Genomic DNA, 15,545 nt, shown 5'->3' with positions numbered 1-15,545 from the left:
GTATCGGCCGGTGCGCGGCGCCGTGCGTGCGGAGACTTGGCGTATCGGAAGAAAGCCTCAGGGGAGGGGAAATCCATGCAGCCCACACCGAAGCGGCCCGTGAAGGACGACCGGAGACCCGACGCACCTCAGCAGCCGGGCCAGGGGGCTCCGGCGGCCGCCGACGCCGTGCTCCGCGTCGTGCGGAACATCGACGCCTGCACGTTCGCGTGGGAGGACCGCACGTCCGACAACAAGAAGGCGGTCCGCGTCACGGTGGACGGCTGGAAGCTCCTGATCGACGTCCACCCGTGCCGGATGGGCACGGTCACGACCCCGCAGGGCTTCTTCATGGGCGGCGCCTACGTGCGCGACGGCGGCCCGGGTAACGAGTGCAACCTCGACGCCCTCGCGGAGGCCCACCGCGACGACCTCGGCTTCGATCTGCGCGACGTCTTCATCCGCCGCTTCGCCCAGCTCTTCCCGGACGAGATCGCCGCGATGATCGCGAACAAGGACGCCAAGAGCCCCGCCAGCCAGAACACGAACTGGCGCAACCGGCAGGACCCGCCGAAGCCCCCGCCCGGCGCCCCGGGCGGCACCCCCTCCGGCGCCCCGACCGGGCGCAAGCCCTGGCACCGCGACGAAACTCCCTAGACCCGCACCCCCGGCGAGAAGCCCGTCCAGCGCAGGTCGCCCGGCAGGTGGCCCATGTCGTTCTGGGTCAGCAGCGACGTCGGGCGGCCCGGCGCGTAACGGATCACCGTCAGGCTGGCGTTACCGTGGTTGAGGCCGAGCCAGCGCCAGGGCGGGGCGTCGAGGGCGTGGCGGACGAGCCAGCCGACGAGGAAGTTGTGCGTGACGACCACCTCGTGGACGTCCGCCTCCCCCTCGCTCGGCCCGGTGAAGCGCCCGGCCGCCTCCTTCGCCAGCCGCGCCCCGCACGCGCGCTCCTCCTCCGTGACACCGGCGAGGAAGCTCAGCAGGAAGTCGGCGCACTCCGCGGGGAGTTCGTCCCGAGGCGGCACGTACGGCACGTAGTCCCCGGCGACTTCGGACTCCCGCAGCACCGCCCCGCCCAGCTGCTCGGTGACGATCTCCGCGGTCTCCCGCGCCCGCGCCAGCGGCCCGTGCCACACGGCGGAGACCGGATTCCCGGCCAGCCGCTCCCCGAGCAGCCGCGCCTGCCGCCGCCCGCGATCCGACAGGCCGCTCTCGTCGGGCACCGCCTCCCCGTGGCGTACGAGATACAGAAACCTGGCACCCATGTGCCCACCTCTCTCCCCACCAGAAGCGACGCCTCCACCCCGCGCCGGGGTTCCCGCACGCCCGGAGCCGTGGACGGTGGGGGGAGGTAACGTGCCAGGCATGATGCGCGTGTGGGGGATGGCGGTCGGGCTGCTCGTCGTCGGGGGTGTCTGCGGGGGGCTGTCCGTCGCCCGAGGGGACTACGGCACCGGGGGCGGCTTCGTCGGGGGGTTCCTGGTGCTGGCGGGGGTCAACTCGCCGCTCTTCTTCCCGCGGTCGGTGACAGCCGCGGAGGCGGAACGGCGCAGTGCCGAGGACGGGCGGGCGGTCGTGTACTGGCGGCCGGGGTGCGCGTACTGCCTGCGGCTGCGGGCCAGGCTGGGGTGGCGGGCGCGGCGGGCGCACTGGGTGAACATCTGGCGGGATCCGGCGGGGGCGGCGGCCGTGCGGGAGGTCAACGGGGGCAACGAGACGGTGCCGACCGTCGTCGTCGCGGGGCGGGCGCACACCAATCCCGATCCCGCGTGGCTGCGGGGGCGGTTGGCGGGGTCCTGATCCCGCGGTTCGCGCTCCCGCCCCGCGCCTTCCGGGCGTCGAGGACGCGTGCGCCGCAGGGCCGAGGGGCCGCCGTCCGTCGGAGCGACGCGGATTCCGCTCCCCGCGGCGCGGAGCCGGGCGGTATCGTCGCGGGCATGACGACACGAAAGGGCGATGCCGCGTAGGCCGCCCGGCGCGCTACGCGCCGCACCGCATGCACGCCGGGGGGCCGCCCGGCCGTACAGCCAGGTCAGGGGCCTGGGCGCAAGCACGCAGGCCGCCGTACGGCGGGTCGAGGCGCGCAGGTTCGGGCCCGGCTTCCTGAAGGGGGCGCTCGCGACGTACGAGGGGTTCCTGCGGCAGCCGGGCCGTGTGCTCTACCCGCCGCGCGCCGACTGCCCGTGCTGCGACGTCCTCGACGCCCGCGACGACGTCCAGGACGTGCTGCACGCCCTCCCGCCGCGCGCCCGGCGGGAGTTGGGGCGGGTCGTGGCCCGGCTGGACGCGGAGTTCGAGCGGCGGACGCTGCCGGATCCGTTCGCCGCGGGGCAGCCCGCGAGTTGGCGGCACCGGCGCCGCCCGTGGTGGCACCTGCGGCTCACCGGGCCGTAGACGTCAGTTGCCGACGAAGCGCACCGTCTCCCGCAGCGGCGCCCGGTCCGTGAACAGCGGCGGGGCGCCCTCCGGCGCGTATCCGATCGCCCGCCGCAGCCAGTACGCGCCGCAGCACCTTGCCGGGGACGGGCCTGCCGCCGAAGGCCCGCACCGCGCGGCGGCTGCGTACGGCCTCGTAGACGTCCATGCGCTCCCCTTCCGCCGACCGCCCCCGCCTGGCCCGCAGCATCGCACGGGCGGCGCGCCGGGCCGCCGGGCGGGTCTTTGACTCGGGCGGGGCGGCGGGTGAGGGTGGCGGCATGGCCCGTTCCGCCCGCCGCCCGGTCGCGGCCGCCGCCCTGTCCCTCGGCTGCCTGCTCTGCGGGTGCGGGGTCGGCTCCCCCGCGGCTCCGGCTCCGGTGGGCCCGGCCCCCGCGTCCGCCAAGGCGCCGCAAGGCACCCCGTCCGGCACGGCCCCGCATGCCACCGCGTCCGGCACGGCCCCGCGAGCCACCACCCCGCTTGCGGGGCTCCCCGCCACCGACGCGGTGTTCCGCGCCATCGAGGACCGCTACGGCGCCCGCGTCGGCCTCTTCCTCCTCGACACCGGCACCGGCCGCACCGTCACCTACCGGCCCGACCGCCGCTTCGCCGCGTGCTCGACGGTCAAGGTGCTCGCCGCGGCCGCGCTGCTCCGGCAGGAGGAGACGGACCTCGACCGTACGCTCACGTACACCCGCGCGGACGTGCTCGCCCACGCCCCCGTCACCTCGCGGCACGTCGCCGCGGGCATGGCGCTGCGCGACGTCATGGACGCGGCACTGCGCTACAGCGACAACACCGCGGAGAACCTGCTGCTGCGCGAACTCGGCGGGCCCGCGGGCCTGCAGCGGGCGGTGCGCGGCCTCGGCGACGCCACGACCCGCACGGACCGCACCGAGCCGTCCCTCAACGAGGCCGCCCCCGGCGACATCCGCGACACCAGCACCGCCCGCGCCCTCGCTGCGGACCTGCGGGTGCTGCTCGTCGGCAACGCCCTCCCCGCCGACCGCCGAGCCCTCCTCACCGACTGGATGACGCGCAACACCACCGGCGGCCCGTACATCCGCGCGGCCCTCCCCGCGGGCTGGACGGCCGCGGACAAGACCGGCAGCGGCGGATACGGCACCCGCAACGACATCGCGGTCCTGCGGCCGCCGGCCGCGGCGCCGCTCGTCATCGCCGTCCTGACCTCCCGCGACCACGCGGACACGTCGTCCGCTGACGCGCTCATCGCCGACACCACCCGCGCGGCCCTGACCGCCCTGACCTCCCCATGACGCGGGACCCGCACCCCTCACCCCCACTGGCGGGTAGCCGCCACACCGGGACACCGACGGAATTCGTTGACCTGCGGAGATAGCGTGTCAGTAGTGTTCGTTTCCCGGCGGGACGGTGACGGTTTCCCGTTGGGGCCGGGTGTGGTCAGTCCGGTGTACCCGCGGCCTCGTCGCTTCGCCCCCGCCAGTGGGCGAGTTCGTGGCGGGTGATGAGGGTGTGGGGGTGGCCGGGGCCCAGCACCCTCGCCCGGTCCTCCAGGAGTTCGGCGAGGGCGGTGGCGGCACCGGAGGCGTCTCCCGCCTCCCCCCGCTGGTAGGCGAGGTTGTGGCGGGTGGTGAGGGTTTCGGGGTGGTCGGGACCCAGCACCCGCACCACGTCTTTCAGCAGCTCGGCGAATGCGGTCGTGGCACCCGCTGCGTCCCCCGCCTCCCCCCGCCAACGGGCGAGGTTGCTGCGGGTGGTGAGGGTTTCGGGGTGGTCGGGACCCAGCACCCGCACCACGTCTTTCAGCAGCTCGGCGAGGCCGGTCGTGGCACCCGCTGCGTCCCCCGCCTCCCCCCGCCAACGGGCGAGGTTGCTGCGGGTGGTGAGGGTATGGGGGTGGTCGGGACCCAGCACCCGCACCATGTCCTCCAGCAGCTCGGCGAAGCCGGTCGTGGCGCCGGCTGCGTCCCCTGCGTGTCCCCGCCAGTAGGCGAGGTTGTGGCGGGTGGTGAGGGTTTCGGGGTGGTCGGGACCCAGCACCCGCACCACGTCTTTCAGCAGCTCGGCGAGGGCGGTGGCGGCGCCGGCTGCGTCCCCCCCCTCCCCCCGCCAGCGGGCGAGGTTGCTGCGGGTGGTGAGGGTTTCGGGGTGGTCGGGACCCAGCACCCGCACCACGTCTTTCAGCAGCTCGGCGAGGCCGGTCGTGGCGCCGGCGGCATCCCCCGCGTGCCCTCCCCAGTAGGTGAGTTCGTGGCGGGCGGTGAGGGTGTCGGGGTGGTCGGGGCCGAGGTGGTGGGTGGTGGTCTGGATGAGGTGGTGGAAGTGGTCGCGTGCCGCGATGACCTGCCCGGCTTCGCCTAGGCTGCGGCCGGCCCGGTAGTGCACGGTGTGGGCGTCGGGTCGGTAGAGGCAGCCGGAGGGTTCGGCGTGGCCGGTCAGGACGGTGGTGTTGGCGCGCAGGGCCTGGGCGAGGTCGGTGTCGCGTTCGATGTCGGGCCAGGCCTCGGTGAGGGCGTCGGCGGCTGCCCGGGTGCAGGCGGTGTGCTGCTCGGGGGTGAGGGTGTCGGCGGTGGTGCGCTGGATCAGGGCGTGGACGCGCACGGCGTGGTGAGGGGTGTCGGGGCTGTGGTCGACCAGGCTGAGGCGGTGCAGGACCCGCAGTGCGGTGTAGACCTGTTCCACGGCCACCGCTGTCGCGACGTCGGTGCCGTCCTGCGCTTCGGATGCCTGCCCGGTGCCGGTGGCGTACCACGCGCGGGCGGGCCCGGAGTCAAGGACGGGGGCGGGGATGCCGTTGGGGTCCAGGACTGCGGCCAGCTGGAGCAGGCGGCGGGCGAGTCCGGGCGGGCCCTGGCGGTCGGCGAGGTCCAGCGACAGCGACCACGCCGCGGTCACCGGGTCGTCCTGGTCGTCGGGCAGGTCACCGCGTGCGGGCAGGGCGTGGTCGAGGGTGCGGGCGTGGTCGGCGAGCCGTGCGCGGTAGTCGGTGACCGGCAGGGCCTGATCGACCAGATACGCGGCCGCCTGCGACAGCGCCAGCGGCAGGTGTCCCAGGTCGTCGGCGAGGCCGGCGAGCTGATCGGCGGGTGCGGTGCGGCCGTGCGCGGCCAGTACACCGGCGAGGTACGCGGTAGCTTCGGCGGGGGAGAACAGGCCGACGTCGATACGGCGCCGGCCCTGGCCGGTCAGTGCCGCGCCCCGGTTGCGGGTGGTGGCCAGGGTCCGGCCGGTAGGGCTGTCCGGCGGCCACAGGCCCTTCACGTCCGCCGGGTCGGCGATGTCGTCGAGGACCACCAGCCACCGGTGGTCCTGGACGCGCAGCCACGCCAAGAAGACAGTCGCGGCCCGCTCGGGGTGGCCCGGGTCGGCGCCGCACAACTCCTCACCGGCCTGCGCGTACGCGGCCACGATCGCGGTGCGGGAGACCGCGGTCACCCACACCAGCACCTCCACCCGCCGCTCGTCCCAGGAACGGTGCGCGAAATCCGCTGCGAGCTGGGTCTTGCCGACCCCGCCCATCCCCGTCAAAACCTGGCACAGCACCGCCGTGCCCCCGCCGTCCATCGCCGCGGCCAACCGCCCGGCCTCGGCGCGGACCTGGAACGACATGGCACGAGAAGGCACCACACCCACCTGATGCGGCAGAACAGCAGGCTGCCGCCGGGCCGCGTGGAGGTGGACGTCGCCGTCGATCCGCTGAGCTGCTATCGACTGGCCCACCGCACGGACATCCACGTCCCCGCCCGTGGACAGCCCCCGGCCGGCCGCATTCACCCGCGGCCCTAACCGCCCAGCATCCTCACGCCGCTCACCCACCCGGTGATCCCCCACGCCCGTTCCAACTCTCAGTACCACAGCCCAGCACACACCCGGCATTCCGTCACCCCGAACACCTCATTTCGTCGGTAGCCCACACCCCTGGGAGGGGGACGATCCGGGGGTGCCCTTGTCCTGCCGGGGGCGCTATCCCCTACCCCCCCACCGGCAGGCGGCCGCGCTCCGGCCGGGAGGGGGACGATCCGGGGGTGCCCCCGCAGGAATGCGCATCGACTCCGTCGCGGATACGTATGAGGTCAGACGCGCATTCCGAGGAGGTACCCCCGGAGTGGCCCCCGACCCCACCCACCTCGGGCGGCGAGGTGCCCCGCCGGGGACACCGGGGGCGCGGGGAACTGCGCGACCGGCCCACCACCGGCCGGTGGTCCGGATCGGACGGAATTGCCCCTTCGGGTCGGTGACGACCCGCGCCCCGGTGGGGGCTGGCCGCGCCGTTCTCCCCCATAGCTTCGCCTGGGGGCACCCCCACGCAGGCCCTGGGTGTACCCGGCGGGGCATCGCGCCCCTCGCCGGGGCTGGGGTCGGGTGCCACTCCGGGGGTACCTCCTCGGAATGCGCGTGCACCCTCTTCCGTAGCCGGTAAGGGACTGGCAAGCGCATTCCTGCGGGGGCACCCCCGGATCGTCCCCCTCCCAGGGGGTGGGCGGCTGCCCGCCGGTGGGGGTGAGGAGGGGTGCGCCCGGCGGGGCGAGGAGCGTGGGCCGCTGCCCGCCGGTGGGCGTGAGGGGAGTGCGCCCGGCGGGGCGAGGGGTGTGGGCCGCTGCCCGCCGGTGGGGGTGAGGAACAGCGCCCGGCAGGGCGAGGGGGGTGGGCGGCCGCACGCCGGTGGGGGGTGGATCGCTCGGCCGGTGAGGGCAAGGGCACCCCCTTTTCTTCGTAGCCCGCAGGGCTACTCTGCACAGTTGTGACCACCGAGTTGACGTTGTTGCCCCGCGTGGCGTTCCGGGGGCGGGAGATCACCGCGCCCAGGCTGCGGGGGCTGCTCGCGCTGCTCGCGGGGGATCAGGGGGCGGGGTGCAGCGGGGGGCGGCTGGTCGAGGGGCTGTGGGGGGAGGAGGACGCGCCGGAGCGGCCGGGGAAGGCCGTGCAGGTGCTGGTGTCGCGGCTGCGGGCGCAGCTCGGCGCGGATGTGGTGGCGACGACGCCGACGGGGTACCGGCTGACGCTGGACGAGGAGCAGGTCGACTCCTCCGCGCTCCTGCTGCGGGCGGCGCAGGCGCAGGAGTGCGCGCGGCGGGAGGACCACGCGGGGGCGCTCGCCGCAGCGGAGGCGGGGCTCGCGCTGTGGGACGGGAGCGGGGACCGGGGTGAGGACCCCGTGGGCGCGCTGCGCGCGGACCGCGCGGCCGCGCACGAGGCGCTGCTGCGGCGGCGCGCGCTGGCGCTGGCGCGGCTGGGCCGGCGCGCGGAGGCCGCGGAACCGCTCGCGGAGATCGCCGCGCGGGCCCCGCGGGACGAGGAGGTGCTGGCCGAACTGCTGCGGGCGGAGGCCGCGACCGCGGGCCCGGCGGCTGCGCTGACGCGCTACGACGCCTACCGCAGGCGTCTGCGGGACGAGTTGGGCGCCGACCCGGGCGCGGCCCTGCGCGCGGTGCACGCCGAGCTGCTGCGCGCGGAGGCGCCGGCGGTCCGCAAGGGCGTGCCGCACGAGCCGAATCCGCTGGTGGGCCGGGAGGCGGACGTCGCCGCCGTGACGCAGCTGCTGCACACCTCGCGGGTGGTGACGGTCGCGGGTCCGGGCGGGCTCGGCAAGACCCGGCTGGCGCAGCTGATCGCGCGGGAGGCGGACGAGCGCACGGTGTGCTTCGTGCCGCTCGCGGGCGTGTCCGCGGACGCCGACGTGGCGGGCGAGGTCGCCGCGGCGCTGGGCGCGGCGGACCCGCGGGGCCAGGGCGCTGCGGGCGCGATCGCGGCGGGTCTGGGCCAGGGCCCGGCGCTGCTGGTGCTGGACAACTGCGAGCAGGTGGTGGCCGGGGTCGCCGACCTCGTACGTGCCCTGGTGGCGCTGTCGCGCGACCTGCGGGTGCTGACGACGAGCCGCGCGCCGCTGGGGCTGACGTCGGAGGCGGTGTACGCGCTGCCGGAGCTGGACCGCGCGCACGCCGCCGAGCTGTTCGCGCAGCGGGCCCGCGCCGCGCGTCCCGGGGTCGAGCTGCCCGCCGCCCAGGTCGCGGAGCTGTGCGCGCAGTTGGACGGGCTGCCGCTGGCGGTGGAGCTGGCGGCGGCGCGCGTACGGGCCCTGTCCGTACCCGAGATCGCCCGCCGTCTCCAGGACCGGCTGCCGGACCGCTACGCCCTGCTGCGCGGCGCCGCCCGCGACACCCCGGAGCGGCACCGCACGCTGCACGCGGTCGTCGAGTGGAGCTGGAATCTGCTGGAGGAGGACGCGCAGGCGGCGCTTCGTGCGCTGTCCGTCTTCCCGGGCGGCTTCACCGAGAACGCCGCCGCCCACGTACTGCCGCCGGGCGCGGACGTCCTCGGCATGCTGGAGCAGCTCGCGGACCAGTCCCTGCTGTCGGCGGCCGACACCGTCGCGGGGCTGCGCTTCCGGATGCTGCAGACCGTACGGGAGTTCTGCGCGGCCAAGCGCACCGAGGCGGGCGAGGACGCCGAGGTCACGACCCGGCTCCTGGCGTGGACACGGGACTTCGGGCGCAGCGAGCACGACGTGCTGTTCGGCACCGACCCGTTCGACTCGTGGGACCGGGTGCGCGCCGAACAGGACAACCTGGCCCTGGCGTTGCGGCACGCGCTGGCCCGCGGCGACGGCCCGTCGATCGCGTCGGCGGCCGCGGTGCTGGGCGCGATCTGGTCGACGGGCTCCAGCTACGGGCGGCTGGTGGCGCTCGCCGCGGACACCGGCCCGCCGCTGTCGCACTACGACCCCGAGCCGGAGTACGTCGAGGTCGTGCGCACCGCCGCGGCGATCTGCACGGCGACGCTCTTCATGGGCCTGGGCCCGCGCGCCCTGCGCCCCCTGCACACGCTGCGCCGCCTGCCGCAGGGCGAACCGGACACGCTGGTACGGGCGTTGGCGCGGGTGCTGTGCGTGATCCCGGACCTGCGGCCGCCCGGCTACGCGGAGCTGCGCGAGCTGTGCGGGCGCTCCGGCCAGCCGCTGCTGGCGGGTGTCGCCGAATGCGTGGCGAGCTACGTGTGGGAGTACGAGGACGGGCCGGTGGCAGCGCTGGCCGCCGCGCGGCGGGCGCTGGAGGGGTTGGAGCCGCTGCACCACCCGCTGCTGCGGATGCTGTGCCACGCGAGGATCGGCGAACTGGCCCTGCGGATGGGCCAGGGCGACGACGCGTACCACCATCTGCTGGCGACGATGGCCCAGCAGCAGGCCGTCGGCGACCGGACCGACACCATGAACGTACGGGCCGCGCTGGTGCTGGCGTGTCTGCAGCGCGGCGCCGTCGACGAGGCCGAGCAGTGGCTCGACCGGGCCGCGGCCGGTGAGGCGCCGTCCGACGATGCCGACGCCGCCGGAATCCTGGGCGCGCGGGGCGAGATCGCGCTCGCCCGCGGGCTGACGGAGCTGGGGCTCGGGCTGTGGCGGGAGGCGGCGGCGGCGCTGGACGGCGGCGGTGCGCGGGCCGACGGCGCCGAGTCGTACATGAACGCGTGGGCGCTGCAGTTGCGGGCCGCGGCGCTGGGCGCGCACGCCCGGCACGGACGCGTGGAACCGGCCCGGGGCCTGGCGGCGCTGCTGCGGTCGCGGCTGCTGGGGATGCTCTCCCCGCACGACGGGCGCCCGCCGCTCCTGGCGGCCGAAATGCCCGTCTACGGCACGGTGTTGCTGGCGCTGGGCCATGCCGCGCTCGCGGGCGGCGACGCGTCGGCGGCGCGCTGGGTGGCGCTGGCCGAACGCCTGGGCGTGCTGGGCGAGTTGCAGCCGCCCTCGGCGGTGGCGGACGCGCGTGCCGCGGCGGAGGACGCCGACGGGGCGGCGTACTCCGGCGCGGTCGCGGAGTACGCCGCCCTGGGGCGGGAGGAGTTGCGGGACGCGGTGCTCGCGACCGTCACCGGGCGTGCGACGGATCGCGGTTGAACAGGCTCGTCGACCACCAGGCGCCGAGCGCGGTGAGGGCGACGCCCCAGCCGACCGCGAGCCACCCGTTGTGCCCGATCGGCGTGCCCAGCAGCAGGCCGCGCAGCGACTCGATGAAGGGCGTGAAGGGCTGGTAGTCCGCGAACCAGCGGAACCACCCCGGCATCGAGTCGACGGGCACGAACGCGCTGCCCAGCAGCGGCAGGATCATCAGCGGCAGCCCGACGTTGCTCGCGCCCTCCGGGTTCGGCGAGGACAGGCCGATGCCGACCGCGAGCCAGGTCAGCGCCAGGCCCACCAGCAGTGTCAGGCCGACCGCGGCCAGCCACTCCAGCGGCGAGGCGTCGGTGCGGAAGCCGATCGCGAAGCCCACGCCGATGACGAGCACGACGCTGATGAGCACCTGGAGCACCCCGCCGACCACGTGCCCGACGAGCACGGAGCCGCGGTAGATCGCCATGGTGCGGAAGCGGGCGATGATGCCCTCGGTCATGTCGGTGCACACCGACACCGCGACGCCCAGCGACGCACCGCCGATGGTCATCATGAGGATGCCGGGCACGACGTAGGCGATGTAGCGGGCGCGGTCGGGGTGCCCGCCCAGGCCCGAACTCATCACGTCGCCGAAGATGTAGACGAAGATCAGCAGCAGCATCACGGGCGTGAGCAGCAGGTTGAGCGTCATGGACGGGTAGCGGCGGGCGTGCAGCAGGTTGCGGCGGACCATCGTGGACGAGTCGCGCACGGCCAGGGGCAGGGTGCTCATCGGGCGTTCTCCTCAGCGGACTTGGTGCGGGCGGGGGCAGGGACGGTGGGGCCGGACTCGGGACCGGTCAGGGCGAAGAAGACGTCGTCCAGGTCCGGGGTGTGCACGGTCAGCTCGTCGGCGGCGACGTCGACCGCGTCCAGCCAGTCGAGGATCGCCCGCAGTTCGCGCTGCGTGCCGTCGCTCGGGATCTGCAGGGCGAGCGCCTCGTCGTCGCGGGCGGAGCCGGTGAGCGCGCGGGCGGCGTTCTCGTACGCGGCCGGGTCGGTGAAGCGGAGCCGGACGTGCCCGCCCGGCACCAGCCGCTTGAGCTCGCCGGGGGTGCCCTGCGCGACGAGCCGCCCGCCGTTCAACAGGGCGATGCGGTCGGCGAGTTCGTCGGCCTCGTCCAGGTACTGGGTGGTGAGGAAGACGGTCACGCCGCCCGCGACCAGCTCACGGATGACGCCCCACGTCGCGTTGCGGGCGCGCGGGTCCAGGCCCGTCGTCGGCTCGTCGAGGAAGATCACCCGCGGCCGGCCGACCAGCGTCATGGCGATGTCGAGGCGCCGCCGCATGCCGCCGGAGTAGGTCGAGGCGGGCTTGCGGGCGGCCTCGGTGAGGTCGAAGCGCTCCAGCAGCTCGGCGGTGACGCTGCGCCGCTCGCTGCGGCCCAGGTGGTGCAGGTCGGCCATCAGGAGCATGTTCTCCTCGCCGGTGATCAGGTTGTCCACCGCGGAGAACTGTCCCGTCACGCCGATTGCCGCGCGCACCGCCTGCGGCGCGGCAGCCAGGTCGTGCCCGGCGACGCGGGCCTCCCCGCCGTCCGCGCCGATCAGCGTGGAGAGGATCTGCACGGCGGTGGTCTTGCCCGCGCCGTTCGGCCCGAGCAGCGAGAAGACGGTGCCGGCCGGGACGCTCAAGTCGATGCCGTCCAGGACGGTCTTGTCGCCGTAGGCCTTGCGCAGCCCGCGGGCCTCGATCGCGATGTCCGGCGCGGTGCCCGCCGGGGGGTTCGGTGTCGTCGTCATGCCGGTAAGGCTGCGGGGGCGCGCATTCACGCCGGTTGCAGCGCGGTTTCAGCGCCTTCGGGCGGGGGCCGCGGGCTGAAACCGCGGGGCGCGGCGGCTGGGACCGCGGGGCTGCGGCAGCGGAACCGCGAGGCTGCGGGGGCCGGACCGCGAGGCTGGGGCGCCGGGAACCCCGAGGCCCGCGAGCCCGGTGCCCTACCACCCGAACCAGTCGTCCCAGCAGGGGAGTTCAGCCGAAATTGCCACAGGCGTCTCTCACTCGTCGCCCGTCTGCTGGATCGTCGGGGGCGCTCCGGAAGACCGGCTGAAAGGAACTCCTGCCATGCGTGACATGAAGGACCTGCGCAGGTCGCACCCCCACTCCCGTACCGCGAGCGTGTGCGGTACGGCCCTGCTGCTGGCGGCTGCCGCCGCCCTCGGGCTGACGGGGTCGCCCGCCTCCGCCGCGCCCGCCGCCCCCGTGGCGGCCGGGCACGGCACGCAGCACCTGCCGTCCGTGACCGTGCGGCGCGGCGGTCCCGAGCACACCGTGCACGTCACCGCCGACCGCAGCGGCGAGGCCGTCGTGACGCTGTCCTCGCAGGCACCCGGCATCTCCTGGGGCACGAAGGGCGCCGAATCCGCGGTCGTGTCGGCGTACGTCGACGGGCACTACGCCACCGACATCGTGATCCCCTCCGACCAGCCGATCACCCGCGACTTCAGCCTCGGCCACCTCACCCGCGGCGGCCACACGCTGGCCTTCCGCTTCGCCGCCGACCGCTCACCGCAGGCCGCGACCCGCGCCACCCTCGGCGGCATCGACCTCAAGGTCTACGGCGAGAGCACCGACACGGGCCTGATCCTGCGCAACGCCCCCGTGCTCTACGGCCGCAACCTCCCCGAGCTGGGCAGCGCGTTCCAGAGCAGCACCACCGACGCGCCGCTGTACGAATACCACGAGGTGCTGCCCGCGCCGACCCCCGGCCACAAGATCCTGCAGTACACCGTCATCTGGACGAACGAGGACGGCGGCACCAACTCGCCCGCCCTGATGGCCCGCTGGGGCCGCACCACCGACATCGAGTGGGCCTACGACGTCGAGGTCGACGCCCACGGCGAACCGGTGCCCGGCACCGGCGTCTACCAGGCCGCCAACCACCAGACGCTGGTCTTCGCCGGCGCGTACGAGGGCGACCGCCCGCGGCTTGAGACGTGCACCTCCAACAACAACCTGTGCGACACCGTCGACGACCCGATGCGCTTCTCGCCCGCGCCCGTCCAGGAACTGCCCGCGGGCCAGCCGCGCGAGCACATGATGGACGTCAACCCGTGGCTGTACCCCGTCATGGCGCAGGAGATGACCCGCGAAGGCAAGATCGAGTCGCCGTCCAGCCCCGCCACCCCGGAACTCGGCGACCAGCGCACGTACCTCTACCTGGCCGTCGCCCACACCGCGACGCCGTCCACCGACGCGGGCGCCGTCGGCCTGTCCGTCGGCGTACGCCTCAAGGGCGACCCGACGCTCTACCGCTCCAACCACGTCGACCCGACCTGGTCCGTCACCCGCGAGGGCACCGCGGCCACGACCGTCGAACTCCCAGCGGGCACCACGCAGTCCGACATCGCGGAGATCGTCGCCCTGCGCACGCCGGTGACGGAGACCGGCGCGAGCCTGACCGTCACCGCCGTCACCCGCGCGTTCTTCCTCCAGGACGACTACCTGCCCGCCGACTCCTTCCTCGACTGGACCGGCTCCACCGTCCTGACCCAGGACGCCCCCGAGGCACCCCTCTTCACCGCGGCGGGCTGAGCCTCCCCGGACGGAAATCGGGGCGGCGGCGACCGATGAGTTCGGCGCCGCCGCACCGTCCATCCCTGTGACCGGACCCGAACACCCCCGCGGGGAGACGCACATGACCACCGCAGCCGCCGCCAAGGGCCCCGCGAGCTACTTCCCCTCCATCGAGAAGAAGTACGGCCGCCCGACAGCCGAGTGGCAGCAGCTCATCCGCTCCTCCGCGCTGACCCGCCACATGGAGCTGGTCGGCTGGCTCAAGTCCGAGCACGGCCTGGGCCACGGCCACGCGAACGCCCTCGTGGCCGCGACCCTCGCGGAGGACGCCCGCGGCTGAGCCGTACGGGTCAGGTCGTGGTGCCGCGAGGCTGCTCCGGCCCGGAGATCTACGCCCGAACGCCGGGGCCCGGACCCAGGCCACCGCCTGTGCCCGCGCTCGGGCGGTGGCGCAGGCACGAGATGACGACGACGACCGGCCACACCGCCGTCGCCGCCGTGACGACGCGCTCGGCGACACCCGCCGGACCGTGCCGCTGGTTCTCCACCACGAACCAGGCCGCTCCCAGCAGCATCAGCCCCGTCACCGCCCACGACGGCGCCGGCCGCAGCCCCCACGGCCCGCCCGCGGGCCGCCGCCACGCCGCGAGCACCGGCCACAGCGCCAGCAGCGCGAAGCCCACCGTCACGACCGACCCGTGCGACAGCGAACCGCCCGTCGCGGGCGCCGGAAAGACCGCCAGCAGCATCGCCGCCACCCCGCCGCCGCCCAGCGCCAGCCGCCCCGCGAGCGCGGCGGCCCGCAGCCCGGCGGCCGTCGCCAGATGGCACAGCCCCAGCGCGAGAAGCGTCGCGGTGAGCGCCCAGTACGCCTCCTGGTTGTCCGCCGCGAGGACGCTGATCGTCTGTTTGACGGGGTTGTAGTCCGGCCCTTCCACGACCGCGGCGGTGGTCGAGCCGCCGAGCAGAAGTACGGGGGCGGAGCCGGACGAGAGCACCGCCCACCACGTCACATGTCCCATCGCACCACCGTAATTCGCTCCCACGGCAGCGGCGGCGACGTTCGGCCGGAGGTGGGCCTGTCGCGCCCCGCCCCTCCCGCGGCCCCCGCCGTACGTCGGCGACTGCCCCGCCGCGGTGGTGCCCGCGCCCGGCGGCGCGGGGTGCTTCCCCCCCACCACCCGTGCTGGTGGGGGCGCCGGCTTCTGCTCCCCTGCGGGGGCGCACCACAGCCGGGGGCTGCCCGCCGTGCGCGGCCGCCGCTTCAGCGGCGGGGGCCCGTGCGGGTAGACGTCGGCTTTCTGCCCACCTGCGGGGCGCGTTCGCGGGTGGGGTCGAACCGTGCTCCCTCCGCCATCACCCCCACCGGCGGGCAGCTGCCGAGACGTCGGGAGGGGGACGATCCGGGGGTGCCCCCGCAGGAATGCGCTTGCCAGCCCTTACCGGCTACGGATGAGGGTGCACGCGCATTCCGAGGAGGTACCCCCGGAGTGGCCCCCGACCACCCGGCGCCCGACGGCGAGGGGCGCGGGGCGCGGAGAGCGGCGCGACCAGCCCCCACCGGCGGCAAGGCCGCGCAGTGAACCGCACCACCCACCCCGGAGCGCCCCAGGACGATTCGGCAAGCACCGAACCGTCCCGCCCATAGCGTCACCCCATGACGCCCACGACGCACGTGCTCGACGCCCACGCGGCCATCACCGCGGCCCTCGCGGACCCCGCCCT

At 75.2% G+C, this 15,545-nt stretch carries 12 protein-coding genes and 1 pseudogene; 7 read left to right on the top strand and 6 right to left on the bottom strand.

The features are described from left to right. Positions 1-75 precede the first annotated feature (75 nt). Positions 76-636 carry a hypothetical protein gene (locus IH54_RS0121275; RefSeq protein ID WP_031519141.1) on the top strand — a complete coding sequence of 187 codons (561 nt, stop codon included), beginning with the start codon at positions 76-78 and terminating at the stop codon, positions 634-636. Here IH54_RS0121275 and IH54_RS0121270 read toward each other — a convergent pair. Next, on the bottom strand, positions 633-1,247 hold the full coding sequence (locus IH54_RS0121270; protein ID WP_031519139.1) for a histidine phosphatase family protein: 615 nt from the start codon (positions 1,245-1,247) through the stop codon (positions 633-635). The two genes, IH54_RS0121275 and IH54_RS0121270, sit on opposite strands and share 4 nt — an antisense overlap. A gap of 100 nt (positions 1,248-1,347) precedes the next feature. On the opposite strand from IH54_RS0121270, the gene IH54_RS0121265 reads away from it, so the two are divergent. Further along, on the top strand, positions 1,348-1,782 hold the full coding sequence (locus tag IH54_RS0121265; protein ID WP_031519137.1) for a glutaredoxin domain-containing protein: 435 nt from the start codon (positions 1,348-1,350) through the stop codon (positions 1,780-1,782). 156 nt (positions 1,783-1,938) lie between these two features. Continuing rightward, a complete protein-coding gene (locus tag IH54_RS0121260) occupies positions 1,939-2,376 on the top strand; it encodes a hypothetical protein (RefSeq protein WP_031519136.1) in 438 nt (145 codons plus the stop codon). A 91-nt stretch (positions 2,377-2,467) separates the two neighbouring features. Here IH54_RS0121260 and IH54_RS47945 read toward each other — a convergent pair. Further along, positions 2,468-2,566 (bottom strand): annotated as a pseudogene (locus IH54_RS47945) (nitroreductase); the annotation flags it as partial. Positions 2,567-2,678: 112 nt separating this feature from the next. Between IH54_RS47945 and bla the strand changes: the two are divergent. Continuing rightward, positions 2,679-3,677: a class A beta-lactamase gene (gene bla / locus IH54_RS0121255; protein ID WP_031519135.1), complete on the top strand. Its 999-nt coding sequence runs from the start codon at positions 2,679-2,681 to the stop codon at positions 3,675-3,677. A gap of 145 nt (positions 3,678-3,822) precedes the next feature. Here bla and fxsT read toward each other — a convergent pair whose 3' ends face one another. Next, positions 3,823-6,006, bottom strand: coding sequence for an FxSxx-COOH system tetratricopeptide repeat protein (gene fxsT / locus IH54_RS0121250; RefSeq protein WP_234343674.1), 2,184 nt, complete (start codon positions 6,004-6,006; stop codon positions 3,823-3,825). 1,117 nt (positions 6,007-7,123) lie between these two features. Here fxsT and IH54_RS0121245 point away from each other — a divergent pair. Continuing rightward, entirely contained in the window at positions 7,124-10,270 is a 3,147-nt protein-coding gene (locus IH54_RS0121245; RefSeq protein ID WP_031519133.1) for an ATP-binding protein, read from the top strand. On the opposite strand, the gene IH54_RS0121240 is transcribed toward IH54_RS0121245, so the two are convergent. Next, on the bottom strand, positions 10,242-11,036 hold the full coding sequence (locus IH54_RS0121240; protein WP_031519132.1) for an ABC transporter permease: 795 nt from the start codon (positions 11,034-11,036) through the stop codon (positions 10,242-10,244). The two genes, IH54_RS0121245 and IH54_RS0121240, sit on opposite strands and share 29 nt — an antisense overlap. Beyond that, a complete protein-coding gene (locus IH54_RS0121235; RefSeq protein ID WP_031519131.1) occupies positions 11,033-12,046 on the bottom strand; it encodes an ATP-binding cassette domain-containing protein in 1,014 nt (337 codons plus the stop codon). The genes IH54_RS0121240 and IH54_RS0121235 overlap by 4 nt, the downstream gene beginning before the upstream one ends. Before the next feature lie 322 nt (positions 12,047-12,368). On the opposite strand from IH54_RS0121235, the gene IH54_RS0121230 reads away from it, so the two are divergent. Together IH54_RS0121230 and IH54_RS0121225 are read left to right on the top strand one after the other, a co-directional pair. After that, the gene (locus tag IH54_RS0121230; protein ID WP_199923428.1) at positions 12,369-13,838 is read left to right on the top strand and encodes a hypothetical protein; all 1,470 of its coding nucleotides are present in this window, start codon (positions 12,369-12,371) and stop codon (positions 13,836-13,838) included. Between the two features lie 103 nt (positions 13,839-13,941). Further along, entirely contained in the window at positions 13,942-14,160 is a 219-nt protein-coding gene (locus tag IH54_RS0121225; RefSeq protein WP_031519129.1) for a DUF4287 domain-containing protein, read from the top strand. 49 nt (positions 14,161-14,209) lie between these two features. On the opposite strand, the gene IH54_RS0121220 is transcribed toward IH54_RS0121225, so the two are convergent. After that, positions 14,210-14,842 (bottom strand): DUF998 domain-containing protein, encoded by a 633-nt coding sequence (locus tag IH54_RS0121220; protein WP_031519128.1) that lies wholly within the window; start codon positions 14,840-14,842, stop codon positions 14,210-14,212. Positions 14,843-15,545: the final 703 nt, after the last annotated feature.

The sequence above is a fragment of the Streptomyces sp. NRRL F-5123 genome (genome assembly GCF_000721495.1).
In the GTDB taxonomy this organism is placed as follows: Bacteria; Actinomycetota; Actinomycetes; order Streptomycetales; family Streptomycetaceae; genus Actinacidiphila.
The sequence above is the reverse complement of the archived record's forward strand: the minus strand, read 5'-3'. Positions and strand labels throughout refer to the sequence as shown.